The following is a 17,028-nucleotide window of genomic DNA, read 5'->3' as shown; positions in this document are numbered from 1 at the left end:
TATCGAACGCCAGAACAGGTATTCAAGGGAAGAAAAAGTACTATAAACAAAGTGGAAAACAAAATCAACTAATAACTTCGTTATTCAACAGAATGGTCCAGTTTCAGGGGCGCAGTATACTTGGGGCAATTGGTAAAAGTGAAAAACCAAACTAAATTGGTACGCCACAATCAAGTGTGTACGAAAATTTATATGGTTTTGAAAGGTGGTTTTGTTTGCCGTTTTATTGATGAAGAACTGGAAATTGAGAAAACCATTAATTTCTTCTTCCCTAACTTTCACCCATTTATGACGTGTATGGATAGTTTTTTTTCAGGTAAAAAATCGCAATCCGAAATCCGAGCGATTAGCAATGCCGAGGTCATTGAATTTAATAAAAAAGATATAGAAACGTTCATTTTTCAAGATTTACAACTACTTCGCGTTTATCATGCATAAGTCACAACGGCTTTGCAGGAAATCAATGATTTTGAAATGAAAATCATTGCTTATTCATCAGAACGTTTGTATAATTATTTGATTCAAAATCACCCAATTATCATTCAGCAAGTGCCTACCAAATTCATTGCCGAATTTATGGGAATTTCCTCCGAATGGTTGAGCAAGTTAAAGCACCGTATTTGATTTTACTGAATTAATTCAAGTTTAAGTAATTTTACGTTTTCTATTTCTGTCCCTATTTTATTTTGTAAAAACAAGTCTTATAAAATTGGAAATAAATACTTTTAGGGTTATTAGGTTAGGGTAATCTACTGTACCCGAAGATAATTGTTAGGTAAAGCAAAAAGGCTGAAATTTGAGCGACCAAGCATCAAACCAGCCGCACGGGCGGCCCCGCTTTAGGAATGAAAAAAATCATTAGGGACGAAGTTATAAATTTGCTTCAAAAAATCCCATTAGCGACCAACTTAGCACGTAAAAAATTCATATTATCTTTTTTGTTAGGCATTATTGATAGCGAAAAAGTACAATTTAGAGAAGTAGCTCTTCATATTGAATCTGACGCTAAAATTGAGTCCATAGAACGTAATATACAATCATTTTTTAAAGACTATGAGTTCGATTATGATCAAGTATGTCTGCTGTTAGTATTATTTCTACCAAGAGGAAAACTTAGTCTTTCAATTGATCGGACTGAATGGAAATTTGGCGTCTACCAATGCAACATATTGATGGTAGTAGCAAAAAATATCTTTAGCCCACGAAAGGGTAAAGAAAGAGGCTGACTACCAATGCAACATATTGATGGTAGTAGCAAAAAATGGCTCAGTAGGAATCCCCTTATATTGGTCTTTATTAGATAATAAATCTGGCAATAGCCATTGCAAAGACCGCATAGATTTACTATCTAAATTGATTAAAGTGATTGGGAAAGAGCGGATAGGAGTCATTGTAGGGGATAGAGAGTTTATAGGCGTTGAGTGGGTTAAGTATCTTAAAATCAATGACATAAAATTCTGTATGCGAGTACCTAAAAGCCATTTAGTTACGTTAAAAAATGGAGATTGCTATTCGATTGAAACACTGCTACATACACAAACAGAGCGGTATTTTCAAGATTGCAGAGTAGATGGGATTTGGTGTAACACGATGATAAAACGTCTTTTGAATAATGATTTTTTATTTTTAATCGGTAACTTGCCAGCCAAACAACTCGGTGGATTTTATCGCAGACGATGGTGCATAGAAGTCTTATTTCAAACCTTCAAAGGGCGGGGTTTTGATTTAGAATCGACTCATTTAAAATGCAGTCAAAAATTAAGTAAGCTCTTAGTTTTTGTTAGTTTAGCAGTAGCTATTTGTGTCAAAGTTGGGGAGTATAATCACAAAAAAGTACAAAAAATAAAAATCAAAAAAAACGGACGTCAGGCTAATAGTTTTTTTAGGAAAGGAAGCGATATTCTACGGAGAGGTCTCAAAAATACAAATCATAACTTTGTACACTTATGTACTGAATATATTAAAACGATGATTCGATGGATTGATATTCAAATATCTTACAATCAAGTAGTTATGAAAAATCTTCGGGTGTAGTACAAAAACCTAACATTTGTAATTTTATTGCCCCCATTCATGCTAAAAATTCACCACATTGCCAAGCAGCAAAACGTTAAATTCTGAATATATCCTCTTAGTCAAAAGCCCATGCAATGTAATTTGTATGGGCTTTTTGCGGTTTATTCGCTCAGTATCCAGCCCATTATACCAACAACTCAACCCCTTTTTTCAACAACTCAACGGTTCTGTAATCTTTCAACAACGCATAAAAGCGTTAGCATTGCAGTATATTTGATTATTTATTTCAATCATTAACAATGATAATAAAAGGTAAAATCAGGATAGGACATCTATCAATAACGACCTCTCGTTAAGTTTACTTCCAAATCTTGTGTAAAAAAGTGCAGTTTTAAGCAACTAACCCGCAAGAAACTTTACTAAAATACGTCTAATTGAACTAAAACTAAAAACTATGGCTAATTCCCATTTTCTAAGATTAATTATTCTATCATTCCTAACTGCTTTTGTTGCTTGTTCGGAAACGGCAACCGTTACTAATAGCGCCTATTCTGGTACAGGTTCAGTAACGCAGGGCGCAGGCACTACCACAACCGCCAATTTATTTCCTTCGGGGGTTCGGGTAGCGGCGTTGGGAACTATTACATCAACCGATGGTAAAACCTGGGCATTGCCCGCCGATGTTAATTTCACCAACTCTTCCTTTCCCTTTGCTTCTGACTTGTACAACTCTTATGTTTCGGGGCATTCTTATGCCAACACCGCCGCGGCCACAGCAGCACTTTCGAGCAATAATATCGTAACGGTAGATGCTGACGGAGAGGTTTTTACAGCCTATATTTTTGGCGACAATTATTTTGAAATGTACGTCAATGGTATTCCCGTTGGCAAAGACTCTGTGCCTTATACCGATTTCAACTCGTGCATTGTGCGTTTTAAGGCCAAAAAGCCCTTTACAGTGGCCGTCAAATGTGTTGATTGGGAAGAAAACCTTGGACTGGGAACCGAAAAACAAGGCAGCTCGTCCAATTACATTGGCGACGGTGGTTTCGTCATGCACATCAAGAACGCCTCGGGAAGCACCGTTGGCATTACCGACAACAGTTGGAGAGCGCAAACGTATTACATCGCCCCCATTTCCGATTTAGCCTGTCTTTCTGAAAGCGGCAACGCACGTTTATCTTCCAATTGCACCACATCGGCAGGTGCTTCTAATAGTTATGGAATCCACTGGGCAATACCTACCAATTGGTTCAGTTCAACTTTCGACGATGCCAACTGGCCTGTTGCCACTACTTTTTCCAATGGCACCGTGGGCGTTGATAACAAATCGTCGTATACCAACTTTACCGATCTCTTTGATAATGCTTCAAAGGATGCCGCTTTCATTTGGTCGTCAAATCTCAAACTCGACAATTTGGTTTTACTAAGAAAGAAAATAGAATAATCTTGCTCCAAATAAATTGATTTTTAACCATTTAATTATAATAACCATGAACTTTAAAAAATCACCCATCCAAAAATTAGCACTCGCCACATTGGTAACGCTGAGCTTCGTAAACTGCAACAGCGACGACACCGATACCACAACCCCTACGCCAGTTTCAACAGAAGTGCCTGCCGTGTATAAAAAAATCTACGGAGCCTCAAGCATTACCAGTGACGGCACTTACATTTATATCAAATCGAAGAACCTGCCCGATCATAAGTCGCCTTACTATGCCACTTACAATGCTTTATATGAAGCATACAGCGGTACTACTTTTAGCGGAGTTAATTTTGCCAAGAACCCCAACAGCATTGCCGAACAATCTGCTACAATCAAAATACCGCTAAACCCTAAGGTAAATGCAGCTCACGCTGCTACTCCGTTGGGAGTTATTGGTGTTGCCATTAATGGTGTGGCTTTCTTTAACCAATATGGAGGGCCTAATAACCAAGCATTGGCAGGCGAAATTGTCAGTTTTGACAAGTACTATGGACACCCCCAAAATTCGGGCGTATATCACTATCACGTTGAGCCTTTATATTTGACTACCGTAAAATCTACGAAGGCAGGTTTAATGGGCTTTTTGCTGGATGGATTTCCTGTCTATGGCCCGCAGGAGGAAAACGGAACAACCGTAACGAGCAGCATGTTGGATGCCTATCATGGACACACCCACGCTACTGCCGATTATCCAAATGGCATCTACCACTATCACTTTACAGCCGATGCCCCTTATCTCAATGGAAGCGGTTTTTATGGAACACCCGGAACCGTAACTCAATAAATGAAAGTATTCCTAAGTATCTTTTTGTTTTGTTTGGCTTGTTGTTCGTGCAGCAAGTCAGACAAATCAGTGGATGAAAAAATTCCAAAAATTTACCATTTAGCATCATCAAAAAGTCTTTCTGTAAAAAATGATGTGGTCTTTTTGAATGATACACCATACACGGGCTTTTTGTATGAATTAAGTCTAAGCAAAGACACGCTTTTGATAGAAGGCTACCTCAATGGTTTGTTGAGTGGCGTTTGCAAAAAATGGTATCCCAACAGGCAGTTGCAGGAAGAAAGAAATTACCTGAACGGACAAAAACACGGCAAACAAGTCGCTTATTGGGAAAATGGCAACAAACGATTTGAATTTACTGCCAAAAATGGGGAGTACGAAGGTGAATTAAAAGAATATAGCACTAACGGGCATTTGTTTCATTTGGGCACTTACGCAAGCGGGCAAGAAGAAGGCCCTCAAAAAATGTGGTATGATAATGGTAAAATACGCGCCAATTACGTCATTCTCAAAGGAAAAAGATATGGCTTGTTGGGCACTAAAAACTGTAAAAATGTATCGGATAGTATTTTTGTTGTTAAGTAGTTTGTTCCTACTTAGTTGTACTGAAAGCAGTTCAGATACAGCGACATTACCCTACTACAACGACCCAGATTTTACGCCCATTTTTATCAAAAACGAAGCGGAAGTAACCAAAAAAATTCCACATACTATCAATGATTTCTCCTTTCTAAACCAGGACAGTATCAACATAGCACAAAAAAACATTGAAGGAAAAATCCACGTTGCCAATTTCATTTTTACGGTTTGCCCAAGCATTTGCCCTACGATGACCAAAAATATGAAGATAGTGAGCGATAGACTGCAAAATGACCGTGGCATTGTTTTCTTATCTTATTCTGTTACGCCCTGGATAGACACGCCTTCGGTTTTGAAGAAATTCAAAGATAAAAACCACATCAAAAATACGAATTGGCACTTTCTAACGGGAAATAAATCAGCTATTTATCAGCTGGCAAGGCAATCCTACTTTGCCGAGGAAGACATTGGATTCAGTAAAGACAGTAGCGAGTTTCTACATACCGAACATTTTATTTTAGTGGATAAAACGAAAAGAATCAGAGGGATTTATAACGGCACGTTAGTCTTAGAAATGCAGCAATTAATGGATGACATAAGGGCTTTAAAAAAAGAATAACGTGAAAGAAATCGTGAAGGCTTTTTTACTAAAAATCGGAATATCGACGTTGACAGCAATGGCGTTTAAGCTGCTGTTTTTCAGGCTTAACGACTTTCTTGACACCGATTTGTTTTTAATTCCGGTTATCGTGCTATTGCTTTGGGAAGGGAATATTTTCATTAACAATCGACTTGAAAAAAAGTACAAATGGGTAGAAGATTCTAAAAAGAGAATGATTACTCAAGTAACTGTTAGTCTGTTGTTTACAATGACCACCCTGTTTATTTGTATAGATTTACTGCATTTTATAAAATTTCATGAATTCAAGCCAATCAACAGAGCCATCAGGCAGCTTTTTGTCCCTGCCATTTTTATTACTTTATTTGTTTTGGTCTCCTATGTTTCAAGGCAATTTTTCAAAGCATGGAAACAAAGTTTAGTCGAAGTTGAAAAATATAAAACAGAAAGCGCTAATGCACAATTACAAAACTTAAAAAACCAACTCAACCCTCATTTTTTATTCAATAACCTAAGTGTTTTGAGTTCATTAGTGTACCAAAACCAAGACAAAGCTGTTGATTTTATCAATGAATTATCAAAAGTATATCGGTATGTTTTGGATAACAAAAATGCCGAATTGGTAAACTTACATGAGGAGTTAAGTTTTTTAGACCATTACATTTATCTATTGAAAATACGGTTTGGTAATAGTATTTTATTTGAAATTAACATTGACAAAAACGCCAAAAACCTCTTTTTGCCACCCATGTGCCTCCAAATGTTGGTAGAAAATACCATACAGCACAACGAAACTTCACAAGCGAACCCTTTAAAAGTGTGTATCTATACTGAAAATAATCGTCTGATTATAACAAACCCTATTCAGCCGAGAAGCGATAAAGTTGAAAGTTCGCAGATAGGATTAAAAAACATGAAAGTGCGCTATCAATTTTTTACCGATGAAAAAATAGAAATTAGTAATAGCGAGCCTATTTTTAAAGTAACTCTGCCTTTAATTGCAAAAAAATGAATGTTGTTATTGTAGAAGATGAAAAACTGTCGGCTGAGCATTTGAGCCTTCTGTTACACAGAATAGACGACACGATTCAAGTGGTCCAGTATCTGGATTCCGTAAAAAATACGGTTAAAACATTTCAGGAAGGATTACAGGCCGATTTGCTTTTTCTGGACATACATTTAGCCGATGGCAACAGTTTTGAAATCTTCACCAAAACTCAAATTGACATCCCTATCATTTTCACAACTGCTTATGATAATTATGCCATTCAGGCATTTAAGCAAAATAGTGTTGATTATCTTTTAAAGCCTATTTCTCTAAAAGATTTACAGTTTGCCATTGAAAAATTTAAAAAGCAACAAAATACAACAAATAAACAGCTCATTGAAAACATTACAATTGCCTATCAGCAGATAAATAAGCAATATAAAACTCGATTTTTGGTAAAATCAGGACAGAGTATAGACACGATTTCAACGAATAATATCCATCATTTTGAAACTCAGGAAAGTTTATCTTTTTTAATAACTGACAAAGGCCATCGCTACGCCATTGATTATACATTAGATCAATTGGAAACGATGTTACAACCCACCGTTTTTTTTCGTATTAACCGAAAAGTCATTATTCACTTTCAGTCCATTGAAAAAGTAACTTCTTATTTCAACAGTCGATTGTCCATCCAATCAAAACTGTTGGACGGGGAAGCAAAGATTGTAAGCCGGGAACGCGTCAATGACTTTAAGCAATGGTTGGACAGTTAATATAAAGATAATCTTCAACCACTGTCCCCGCGTTTAATTGAATTCTAAAAACTTCTGTCAACTAAGATATCTCCCTTTTTTTAGGGCAATCCGTCCGTTAGGCGCAACCGTACATAAATACTAAGAATGTGCCTGTATAAACCGCAAAAGCAAAAAGTCCTTTTTTCATCTGTAGGTTGGTTTTTTCTGATACAAATCAACAACTTTACTTTTACCGGAGAATGAAGCCATTGTTACCGAATAGTAAAGTCTTGCATTATTTTGATGAAAAATTTCTATATTTCTGTCGCAAAACCTTTACTCTTATGAAATTAACATCTACTCTACTGCTTGTTATTGGTTGTATCGTGTCAAATGGGTTTGTGATGGCCCAGAACAATCGTTTTTTAGAAAAACCGCAAAAAGGGCCTGCTCAACCGTTGCCGCCTTCCCTTCAAAATATTCGCGAAATAGAAGGAAGTCGTTCATCGCAAAAAAATTCACCCAAAACCTTTACCCAATCCCGCGCTTTAACGGCACGGGTAGTACGCGATTCATCAGATATCCCCGTATTTATTGAATACCGACGCTCACTCAAAACCAGCAGTCGCGGTCGTGCTGCACTGACCACTGCTGCCTTGGACTACGCAGAACAATTAAAGCCTTTCCTCCAAATGACGCAACCTTCTGAAGAATTGGAAGTGATGACCATTGAAGAGGATGAGTTAAAACAGACACACATTCGTTTGCAGCAACATTTCAAAGGAGTTCCCGTGTATGGCGGGGAGCTTATTTTACACCTTGAAAACAACCAATTTACGACCCTCAACGGTCGAAATTTCAAAACCCCTGCTTTATCCAACCTCTCTCCCACTCTTTCTGAAGCCATTGCCGTACAACGAGCTTTAACTGATTTGAAGGGACAAACTGTTGTGCGTGAGTTGAGCGCAGGAGAATTGACAATCCTAAAAAAACAAGTTCCTGAAACTGAGTTAGTAGTGTACTATCCCGAAAGCCAACCCGAAACCGCTCATTTGACGTGGCGAATGGTAGTACGTCCCAATTTCATGGAGCGTTGGAATTATTTTATAGACGCACATACAGGTGAAATTCTCTCAAAAACCAACCATACCTGCGCTTTGGATGGACCTGTCAAGGCCAATGCCAAAGATCTCAACGGAGTGACCCAAAGTGTGAATGCGTATTTAAAAGGGACAACTTATTATTTGTTGGATATCACCCGTCCTATGTACAAAAGCGCCACATCTACCCTTCCGGACAAACCGCTTGGGGGAATTTGGACGATTGATGCCCGCAACTCGAAGGCTGATGATATTTCGGTATGGCAAGTGACCTCAACTAACAATTCCTGGACACCCCTTGCGGTATCGGCCCACAATAACGCTGCGACGGCTTATACGTATTACACTCAAGTGCATAAACGTAACTCATTGGATGGCAAAGGCGGCAATGTCATTTCGGTCGTCAATGTGCGCGATGAAGGTGGTAAGGAAATGGATAACGCCTTTTGGAACGGAGAAATCATGGCCTACGGCAACGGTGCCTCTGCTTTTGGACCTTTGGCGGGTGGGCTCGACGTAGCAGCCCACGAAATGACGCACGGAGTAATTGAAAATACGGCCGGACTGGAATACCAAGGGCAATCAGGGGCCATTAACGAATCCCTAGCCGATGTATTTGGCGTATTAGTAGATCGCGCCAACTGGACGATGGGAGAATCGGTGGTCAAAAAAACTGTCTATCCTTCGGGCGCTTTGCGCGATATGGCCAATCCGAACCAAGGCGGAACCAATGACCCCGGTTATCAGCCCCGCACCATGACGCAATACATCAATACCACCAAAGACAACGGGGGTGTTCACATCAACAGCGGGATTCCCAACTACGCTTTCTTTCTCTTTACCAACAACGCCAACGTAGGGAAAGACAAATCAGAAAAGGTGTATTACCGCGCCATGACCAGCTATCTGACGCGTTTTTCTAAGTTCATTGATTTACGTTTGGCCGTTATTAAAGCCGCTACGGATTTATATGGGGCTAATTCTGCGGAGGTTGCCGCTGCCAAAACGGCTTTCGACCAAGTGGGCATTTTGGAAACCAACAGCAACCCTCCTCCTGCCAATCCTACGACCTTGCCCAGCAACACAGGCACCGAGTTTTTGTTGGTCTATGGTTCTGATAAGAAACTATATTCCACCTCCACTACCGGTACGAACATTACCGTCAAATCCAACCGTGCCATTCTCAACCGCCCAAGTGTCACCGACGATGGTAAATTCGTTTATTTTGTGAGCGACGACCGCCGAATTCGCGCTGTTAGTTTAGTAGGTACTGCTGACGAATCGTTGATTTCTGACGAAACGATTTGGAACAAAGTGGCCATTTCTAAAGATGGGCGTAAAATGGCCGCTTTGACCAACCAATCCGACAAGAGCATTTATGTGTACAGCTTTGATGCCAAAAAATGGACTAAATTCAAGCTTTACAATCCTACTTACACGAGCGGCGTCAGCACGGGCGATATTCAGTACGCCGACGGTCTGGAATGGGATGCTTCGGGCGAATATCTGGTGTTTGATGCGTATAATCAACTCAAAACCGCGACAGGCCAATCTTTAGACTATTGGGATGTAGGATTTATGCACGTATGGGACACGGTACAAAATACGTTTGCCGACGGCACCATTCAAAAGCTGTTCAATGATTTGGAAGCAGGCGAAAGCGTTGGGAATCCGTCCTTTGCCAAAAACTCAACGGCCATTTTGGCATTCGATTATCTCTATGATCCCGATAATACCTTCTCTATTTTAGGGGTAGATTTGGAAAAAGGCGATGTAGAAGTCATTACCAACAACACAGACATTGGCTATCCCGACTATTCTCGTCTGGACGACCGCGCTGTGTATGTGACCAAAGGAACCGGGACGAATAAAAACGTAAACGTCATTGGACTCAATACCAACAAAATTACGGGAAAAGGCAACCCTACCTCCCTTCTTCTCAATGCTACGTGGCCCTTGTGGGTATCTCAAGGCACTCGTCAATTACCGACGTTGAATTTTACGGCGATTACGGACAAATTCCAGGATGCGGCTCCCTTTACCCTCAGCGCTACGGCTTCCAACGGCGATGCTGTGGCGTTTTATATTGTGTCGGGCCCCGCTCAAATCAGTGGAAATCGCGTTACCCTGACGGGTCCGGGCACCGTTACCATTCGCGCTTACACCAATTCCGAGCGGCCCTTTTTCCCGATTGCTACTGCCGAACGCACTTTTCAGGTAATTCCTATTTTGAGTGTAGCTCCAAACTTAACTGATGAAGTGCAAATTTTTCCAAATCCCGTGCAGGATGAATTGAAAATCAAGGTTTCCAAGCAATTGGAAGCGGGGCCGTTAGAGCTCTCCGACGTAAACGGGCGTTTGGTTTTACCCAAAACTTTCGTCTCAACTTCTCAGGAAACAATTCTGGATTTAAAAAATGTACAAACGGGCATCTACCTGCTTTCCATTCCAACGAACAAAGGGGTGATTCGTCAGAAAATTGTAAAGCAGTAGAAAGGCAGGGGCCGTTTATGATAAGTAAGCTTTAATCATATAGAACGGTATTTGAGTAGCTTACAACAATAAGATACCCTTTTACAATACAAAATATTTTGTGTTGTAAGTGCGTTAATCCGCAAGTTAGCGTCAAGCGTAGAGGACGCAACAAACTGGATTATAAGCAATTAAAATCTTAATAAAATTTTTCAGTCTTTGCTTTATAAGCCTCAATTATCATTTTGATAAAAGAATTTTTATCGCTTTTCATTATCGCTATTTCAGGACTATCCCTCATTATTTTATTAAGCCCTCTCACATTTTCATCGCTCCAAATAGAAAGTTCAACAATAATAGGAGTTAATGCCAAGCCCTTTTCAGTCAATAGGTACAAATTAGTTTTTTTGTTATCAGGGGGCTGCGTTTTGGTTATAATTCCTAGTTCTTCAAGGCATTTTAGCTTAGAAGCAAGTATATTAGTAGCAATGGCTTCATCACTTTCCGTGAAGTCTTTGAAAGTCTTTTTATCTTCAATAAGCATTTGCTTGATGATTACTAATACCCATTTATCACCTAAAATATCAAGGGCAGACGTAATAGGACATTCGCATCGAAATTTATAATCCATGTTGCTAAAACAATATTTTTACTTGCAAATTGCAATTTATTTTAATTATTACTTGCAAAACAAAAGTTATTTCGTACTTTTGCTTGCGAAACAAAAGTAATAATTTAAATTTAAAAAATGGAAAACCAAGAAAGAAATGCAGAAACTACTGCAACAAAACCAGCCTACATTATGGTTCAAATGAAAGTTGATAGCCTTGAAGAACTTAACCAGCGCTATGCTCAATTTGCAATTCCTATTTTAATGAAACACGGAGGGCAAATGATTGCAGGTACACCAGCTCCGAATGTAAAAGAGGGAGACTGGAATGGCAACTGGGCAGCAGTACTTCAATTTCCAAGTATGGAGGCTGCCGAAGGGTGGTACAACTCTGAGGAGTATCAACCCTATAAAAACCTTCGTATTAGCGAACTACAATCAGAAGCAGGTAGAGTGGTTATTATACCAGGAATGTAGGCTTAAACCAAATTAGACAATCCAAACTCGGTAAAACTGGGTTTGGGTTGTTATTTAAAAATCAATTAATTTTCAAAAAATGAATAAAGTTTTAGTAACAGGAATATCTGGATTTGTAGGACAACATTGTGCTGTTGAACTATTAAAAAAAGGTTATGCCGTAAGAGGTTCGGTTAGGAGTTTATCTAAAACGGATGAAGTGGTTAACGGCATAAAAAAAGAAATTGACCCAAAAGGAAATTTAGAATTTTGCGAACTTGACCTTATGAAAGATGAAGGTTGGGACAAAGCAATGGAAGGATGTGATTATGTTCTTCATATTGCTTCGCCATTTGTTGTAAAAGTTCCAAAAGACGAAAACGAACTAATCAAACCTGCTGTTGAAGGCACTTTAAGAGCTTTGAAGTCTGCAAAAAAAGCAGGTGTAAAAAGATTGGTGCTTACTTCTTCAACTGTGGCTATGAGTGGCGGAAAAGAAGGTTTGATAAAATTAAATCAGGATAGTTGGACAGATGTAAATGTAAAAAATATAACCGCCTACTTTAAAAGTAAAACACTTGCTGAAAAAAGTGCTTGGGAGTTTATAAAAAATCAGGCAAGTGAAAATAAATTAGAACTGGTTGTAGTTAATCCTGGACCTATTTATGGACCAACATTAACAGGTAATTTGGCTACGGAAGCGATGGATTTCTTTAAAAAATTAATTACAGGACAGGTTCCAATGTTACCCAAAGCTTATTCGGTAATGTCTGACGTAAGAGATGTAGCAACTATTCACGTGGCAGCGTTAGAAAATAAAAGAGCAAATGGCAAGCGTTTTATTGTAACATCTGAAAAGCCTTATGCAATTCAAGATATTGCTAAAATATTAAAAGCCAATGGCTATGATAAAGTTAGCACCCGGCTTGCACCTTCATTTTTATTGAAATTTATGGCTAATTTTAATGATGAAATGAAAGGAATGTTACCCTTCGTTGGAAATACCATTGCCGCCGATGTGAGCGAAACGATGCGTACTTTTAATTGGAAACCCATTGCTTTTGAAAAAACAGTTTTGGATACTGCTAAATCAGTAGAAGAGGCGATTAAGTAATCGAGCAATATTATTCACGCAAAGCCGCAGAGTTGCAAAGATTTTAAATATTTGATTATCAGAACCTTAGTATCTTTGCGGCTCTGCGTGAATTTTAAAACAAATATGGCGTATTACTTAAGTAATTGTGCAAAATTAAACGATACTAAAAAAGTCAGTAAACATCTGATATTCAACACAATTAACGGTTAACAGATAACAATTAACTGTGCTTTAGCACTTAAGTAATTGTGCAGATTTAAACTATATATTAAGTTTGTATAACTACTTGATTTACAGTGATTATTTTCAAATTAACTAATTTTCAAATTTGCTCATTTACTTAATAAATAAATTGAAAATTCCAAAAAATCTAAAATTCCAAAAAATCAAAAAATAAACTATGTTAATCAACAAAAAAATAACGCTTAATGAAATATGGTTTTTTGGGCGAAAAAATATCATTCAAACCTTAATACTAAGCATCATCGTAGTGGTTATCTACCAATTTTTTGGTTTTAAATTAATTGCTATTCCCTTTTTACCCGTAGCCTCTATTGGCACAGCCGTAGCGTTTTATGTAGGTTTTAAAAATAATCAATCCTATGATAGGCTTTGGGAGGCAAGGCGATTATGGGGCGGCATTACAAACACCAGTAGAATATTGACCGCTACTTTTATTTCGCTAGTAGAGGACAAAACAAAGCAAAGAGCATTTCTAAATCGCCATATTGCCTATATCAATATTCTGCGTTTACAATTACGAAAAACCATTCCTTGGGCTACAAATAGAGAAGATTATCACAAACAATTTGTGTCGGAATCGGATGAAGTAAAAGAATTTGACATCGCCATAAAAGAACTTTTTGATAACTTAGATAAAGCTGAAATATTTGAAAAAGTAAAGCACAAAGGAAATATTGCAAGCTACACCTTGAAGTATCAGTTTGAAACCGTTACAAAACTGAAACGAGAAAACATCATTGACGATTATGAGCATAGCGATTTGACCAAATTGTTGGCAGAACTCTACAACCTACAAGGCGGCTGTGAGCGCATCAAAACCACACCATTGTTTAGGCAGTATAGTTTATTCAGTCGCATTTTTGTGCAGCTTTTTATTTTACTACTGCCCTTTGCATTGGTGAGCGAAATGAGCAAGTTTGGCGATTACGGAATTTTTCTTGTAGTGCCATTTTCGATACTTATTTCTTGGGTTTTTATGACGATGGAACAAATAGGAGAATCGAGTGAGAATCCATTTGACAATGGAGTTGGCGACACGCCTATTTCGAGCATTTGTAGAAATATTGAAATTGATATTTTAGAAATGTTAGACGAAACGAACTTGCCCCCAAAAATCGAACCGTATAATAATATATTACTTTAAAAAAATTAAAAAATGAAAAAGAAAGAAAAATTAAAAATCATTCAACAGCATTATCCCAAAGCAAGCACTACCATTGATGGGGTAAATCAGTTTATAGACTTTATAGAAAACGAATTAGATTTAGAACCTGCACAGGTGATGCTGGCAGATAGCATTTGTAGTGATGATGTAAATAGCATTCAATATCCTGCAAGAACACAAGAATTTTTAGGACCTTTTAAAATGGGCGGTTTAGACGGATTTCCGTTTACAGGGCTCACCGGAATGGGAGCATTTGCGAGCCACGTGCCCGACGAAGGAGCCGTAGCTATATACTATGGCCCACACATTGGCATTACAAAAAATGGTACCATTGGCGAAATTCATAGACACGGACAATCCAAAAATAGTGGCTGCTGTGGAGCGGCTAAAGGGGCATTAAACAAGCTGATAAACAATTTAATAACTCCCGGAAACATAACAGAATTGGATTATCAAATGAATACCATCGAGCAAATCATATTCACCCAAAAAGATAGAATACTCAATGCAAAAATTCCTATAAAAGAAGCAACAGAAGTACTTTACGAAGCCATTGACCAGCGTATAGAAGAATTAGTGGCGGGAACTAAATACAACTGCAAGTATATTGTGCTTTTTGGTGCCATACTTATCAATAGCGATTCAGATATGGGCTCTTTCAACGAGACAAGAAAATTTGATGTGATAAACCTTAAAACAGGAGAAAGAAAAAAATACGTTAATGAACACGCATAAAAGGTAACGAGTATTTGTCAAAAATTTATAACCTTACTTATATCTTCAACTGTGTCTATGAGTGGCGGAAAAGATGGATTTATAAAATTAAATCAAGATAGTTGGACAGACCAAGATGGTTTGCGTTTGCAACGCGAACCCGAGATTTGAGCGTTTGCAACGCTTGATACTAAACCAACTTCTTTCAAAGCGATTTTAGTTCGGGGTGACAAAGTCCCAAAATCGTTTGCATTTATAACGCTTGAGTTGTGCCCTGTTTCTGCATAAACACCGTGCCTTCGTATCAAATTTAATACACCCCCTGTGCTTCGTCCGAGCAGCCGTTTTTTAAATCCCCCACTTCTTCAATACTCGTCCGTTGGGCGTGATTGTGAAATCATTCTCAAAAAGCAGGTGGTTCGCAAGACGAAATGGATGTAAACGACTATACAATGCAAACGTTTTTTTCTTAAACAGCATCCAACAATCTCCGATGATAATTGACTTGTCCTAAATGGTAGCCCAAATGCACGGTAAGGTGGATAAAGAAAAATTCGGTCGAGGTTTTTTGTTCAAATACAAGCAAGGGATATTCCGCTTGATAGTCTTCTTCGGTCAGGAGAGGCAACGCGTTTTTAATCACTTCAATCGTAGCTTCAATATCAGCCACAATCGCATCGCGTGGCACAAATTTGGCGTTAAATTCCAAAGGGCGATTGCGCACATACCCTGTTTTGCCAATTTCAGCCCCAATGTAGGTATTCAGATTGCCAATCAAGTGCAACGCCAAATTTCCAGCCGAATTGGGGATAGCGGCTTCTGTTTTCCAAATAACGTCTTCGGATTTGTAGGCCAAAAGTTCGCTTTTGAGTTTGTTTAAATCCCTTTCAAAAAGAGCAATGAGGGTCGTTGTCAACATCTATACTAATTTTTTCAGTGTTTCTATATTGGCTTTTTGTTCAAAAATAGCGCGAATCGGTATGGTAAATCCCTCCAAAACACGGCTGCTAATGTCGTCGTCAATCCGATACATATAGGGTTGAAAGTATTCCTCGGAATGCTCATCAATCAAAAAATACTGCTCCACAATTTGTTTGATAGGGTCAATAATCCAATACTCTCGAATACCGTGCGCGGCGTAATCCTGCTTTTTAATGCCTCGGTCATTTTTGGCTGTTTTTTTAGATAAAATCTCTACCACCAAATCAGGCGCAGGAAAAAGCATTTGGTCGTCAGTAAAACCAGAAGCCTTGGCTTTTGAGAAGTAACAAATATCGGGTTCGTAATCATTGCGGGTCAATTCAATCATCACTTTTTCTACCCCATCTTGACCTAAGTCATTAATACCTACATAAACACTCAAAAGTGTAGATAAAAAATCCGACGCTTGCCAATGCCGTTTCTTGACAGGTGAGTGTAAAACTATTTCTCCGTTGATAAATTCTGCCTTTACGTCTTCGTCAAGCCATTCCCGAAATTCGTGTCTTTTATGGGCTTCTTCTTCCAAAATCGCTTGCATTGCACGTACCTGCTCAAGCGCATCAGGGCGGCTGAGTATCTGTTTGGCATATTGGCTAATCTGTACCATAACTTTCTATTTTACACAAAAATAAATGTATTTAGGCAGAAATTAGAATTACTTTTTTTTGAAATAAACAAACGCCAATCCGCCCAAACCCAAGAAAAACAGTCCCGCAATGGCTTGTTCAGGCTTTTCAATAAGGGTGTTGACCACGATAAAAGCCGACATTCCCATAAAAACCAACGGGGTGACGGGATAGGCCAACGTACTGTAATTCCGTGCCAGTTTGCGCTTTCTAAATCGAAAAATGGTAGCGGCCGTTAAAAAGAAAAAGGCTGTATCAACAAACACCACGTAAGTAATAAGATTAGAGAAGGTTTTCCAGAAAACAAGCAAAAGGATGGTCCAGAAAGATTGGAAAATAATGGACCAAAAGGG

The 17,028-nt window shown here is 38.5% G+C and carries 18 protein-coding genes and 1 pseudogene; 15 read left to right on the top strand and 4 right to left on the bottom strand.

Annotation, left to right across the window (positions count from 1 at the left end; all coding sequences use genetic code 11):
- The first annotated feature begins 138 nt into the window (after window positions 1–138).
- The 11 genes from Q0081_RS15065 (at window position 139) to Q0081_RS15015 (ending at window position 10,805) form a co-directional block, all read left to right on the top strand.
- Complete coding sequence (locus tag Q0081_RS15065; RefSeq protein WP_298354882.1) at window positions 139–438, top strand: hypothetical protein; 300 nt, start codon at window positions 139–141, stop codon at window positions 436–438.
- A 36-nt stretch (window positions 439–474) separates the two neighbouring features.
- Window positions 475–624, top strand: coding sequence for a hypothetical protein (locus Q0081_RS15060; protein WP_298354880.1), 150 nt, complete (start codon window positions 475–477; stop codon window positions 622–624).
- A 221-nt stretch (window positions 625–845) separates the two neighbouring features.
- Complete coding sequence (locus Q0081_RS15055) at window positions 846–1,226, top strand: hypothetical protein (RefSeq protein ID WP_298354878.1); 381 nt, start codon at window positions 846–848, stop codon at window positions 1,224–1,226.
- A 19-nt stretch (window positions 1,227–1,245) separates the two neighbouring features.
- Window positions 1,246–2,034 carry a transposase gene (locus tag Q0081_RS15050; protein WP_298354876.1) on the top strand — a complete coding sequence of 263 codons (789 nt, stop codon included), beginning with the start codon at window positions 1,246–1,248 and terminating at the stop codon, window positions 2,032–2,034.
- Window positions 2,035–2,470: 436 nt separating this feature from the next.
- Window positions 2,471–3,463 carry a hypothetical protein gene (locus Q0081_RS15045; protein ID WP_298354874.1) on the top strand — a complete coding sequence of 331 codons (993 nt, stop codon included), beginning with the start codon at window positions 2,471–2,473 and terminating at the stop codon, window positions 3,461–3,463.
- A 46-nt stretch (window positions 3,464–3,509) separates the two neighbouring features.
- The gene (locus tag Q0081_RS15040; RefSeq protein ID WP_298354872.1) at window positions 3,510–4,289 is read left to right on the top strand and encodes a YHYH protein; all 780 of its coding nucleotides are present in this window, start codon (window positions 3,510–3,512) and stop codon (window positions 4,287–4,289) included.
- A complete protein-coding gene (locus Q0081_RS15035) occupies window positions 4,290–4,874 on the top strand; it encodes a toxin-antitoxin system YwqK family antitoxin (protein WP_298354870.1) in 585 nt (194 codons plus the stop codon).
- The gene (locus Q0081_RS15030; protein WP_298354868.1) at window positions 4,843–5,487 is read left to right on the top strand and encodes an SCO family protein; all 645 of its coding nucleotides are present in this window, start codon (window positions 4,843–4,845) and stop codon (window positions 5,485–5,487) included. The genes Q0081_RS15035 and Q0081_RS15030 overlap by 32 nt, the downstream gene beginning before the upstream one ends.
- A gap of 1 nt (window position 5,488) precedes the next feature.
- The gene (locus tag Q0081_RS15025) at window positions 5,489–6,499 is read left to right on the top strand and encodes a sensor histidine kinase (RefSeq protein WP_298354866.1); all 1,011 of its coding nucleotides are present in this window, start codon (window positions 5,489–5,491) and stop codon (window positions 6,497–6,499) included.
- Window positions 6,496–7,251: a LytTR family DNA-binding domain-containing protein gene (locus Q0081_RS15020; protein ID WP_298354864.1), complete on the top strand. Its 756-nt coding sequence runs from the start codon at window positions 6,496–6,498 to the stop codon at window positions 7,249–7,251. The genes Q0081_RS15025 and Q0081_RS15020 overlap by 4 nt, the downstream gene beginning before the upstream one ends.
- 305 nt (window positions 7,252–7,556) lie before the next feature.
- Entirely contained in the window at window positions 7,557–10,805 is a 3,249-nt protein-coding gene (locus Q0081_RS15015) for a M4 family metallopeptidase (protein WP_298354862.1), read from the top strand.
- A gap of 178 nt (window positions 10,806–10,983) precedes the next feature.
- Here Q0081_RS15015 and Q0081_RS15010 read toward each other — a convergent pair whose 3' ends face one another.
- Window positions 10,984–11,415 (bottom strand): helix-turn-helix domain-containing protein, encoded by a 432-nt coding sequence (locus Q0081_RS15010; protein ID WP_298354860.1) that lies wholly within the window; start codon window positions 11,413–11,415, stop codon window positions 10,984–10,986.
- A gap of 117 nt (window positions 11,416–11,532) precedes the next feature.
- Here Q0081_RS15010 and Q0081_RS15005 point away from each other — a divergent pair, with 117 nt between their 5' ends.
- From Q0081_RS15005 to Q0081_RS14990, 4 genes are all read left to right on the top strand, one after another.
- Window positions 11,533–11,871 carry a DUF1330 domain-containing protein gene (locus tag Q0081_RS15005; protein ID WP_298354858.1) on the top strand — a complete coding sequence of 113 codons (339 nt, stop codon included), beginning with the start codon at window positions 11,533–11,535 and terminating at the stop codon, window positions 11,869–11,871.
- 79 nt (window positions 11,872–11,950) lie between these two features.
- Complete coding sequence (locus Q0081_RS15000; RefSeq protein WP_298354856.1) at window positions 11,951–12,964, top strand: aldehyde reductase; 1,014 nt, start codon at window positions 11,951–11,953, stop codon at window positions 12,962–12,964.
- A 382-nt stretch (window positions 12,965–13,346) separates the two neighbouring features.
- On the top strand, window positions 13,347–14,333 hold the full coding sequence (locus tag Q0081_RS14995; protein WP_298354854.1) for a bestrophin family protein: 987 nt from the start codon (window positions 13,347–13,349) through the stop codon (window positions 14,331–14,333).
- Window positions 14,334–14,345: 12 nt separating this feature from the next.
- Window positions 14,346–15,089 carry a hypothetical protein gene (locus Q0081_RS14990; RefSeq protein WP_298354852.1) on the top strand — a complete coding sequence of 248 codons (744 nt, stop codon included), beginning with the start codon at window positions 14,346–14,348 and terminating at the stop codon, window positions 15,087–15,089.
- A gap of 448 nt (window positions 15,090–15,537) precedes the next feature.
- Here the strand turns inward: Q0081_RS14990 and Q0081_RS14985 are convergent, their stop codons facing one another.
- The 3 genes and pseudogenes from Q0081_RS14985 to Q0081_RS14975 form a co-directional block, all read right to left on the bottom strand.
- Window positions 15,538–15,987: a DUF1572 family protein gene (locus Q0081_RS14985; protein ID WP_298354851.1), complete on the bottom strand. Its 450-nt coding sequence runs from the start codon at window positions 15,985–15,987 to the stop codon at window positions 15,538–15,540.
- Entirely contained in the window at window positions 15,988–16,656 is a 669-nt protein-coding gene (locus Q0081_RS14980) for a Uma2 family endonuclease (RefSeq protein WP_298354850.1), read from the bottom strand. It lies immediately after the preceding gene.
- A 48-nt stretch (window positions 16,657–16,704) separates the two neighbouring features.
- Window positions 16,705–17,028 (bottom strand): annotated as a pseudogene (locus Q0081_RS14975) (amino acid permease); the annotation flags it as partial.

It is taken from the genome of Runella sp. (assembly GCF_027484545.1).
In the GTDB taxonomy this organism is placed as follows: domain Bacteria; phylum Bacteroidota; class Bacteroidia; order Cytophagales; family Spirosomataceae; genus Runella.
Note: the sequence above shows the minus strand (reverse complement) of the source record. Positions and strands in the feature narration are given on the sequence as shown.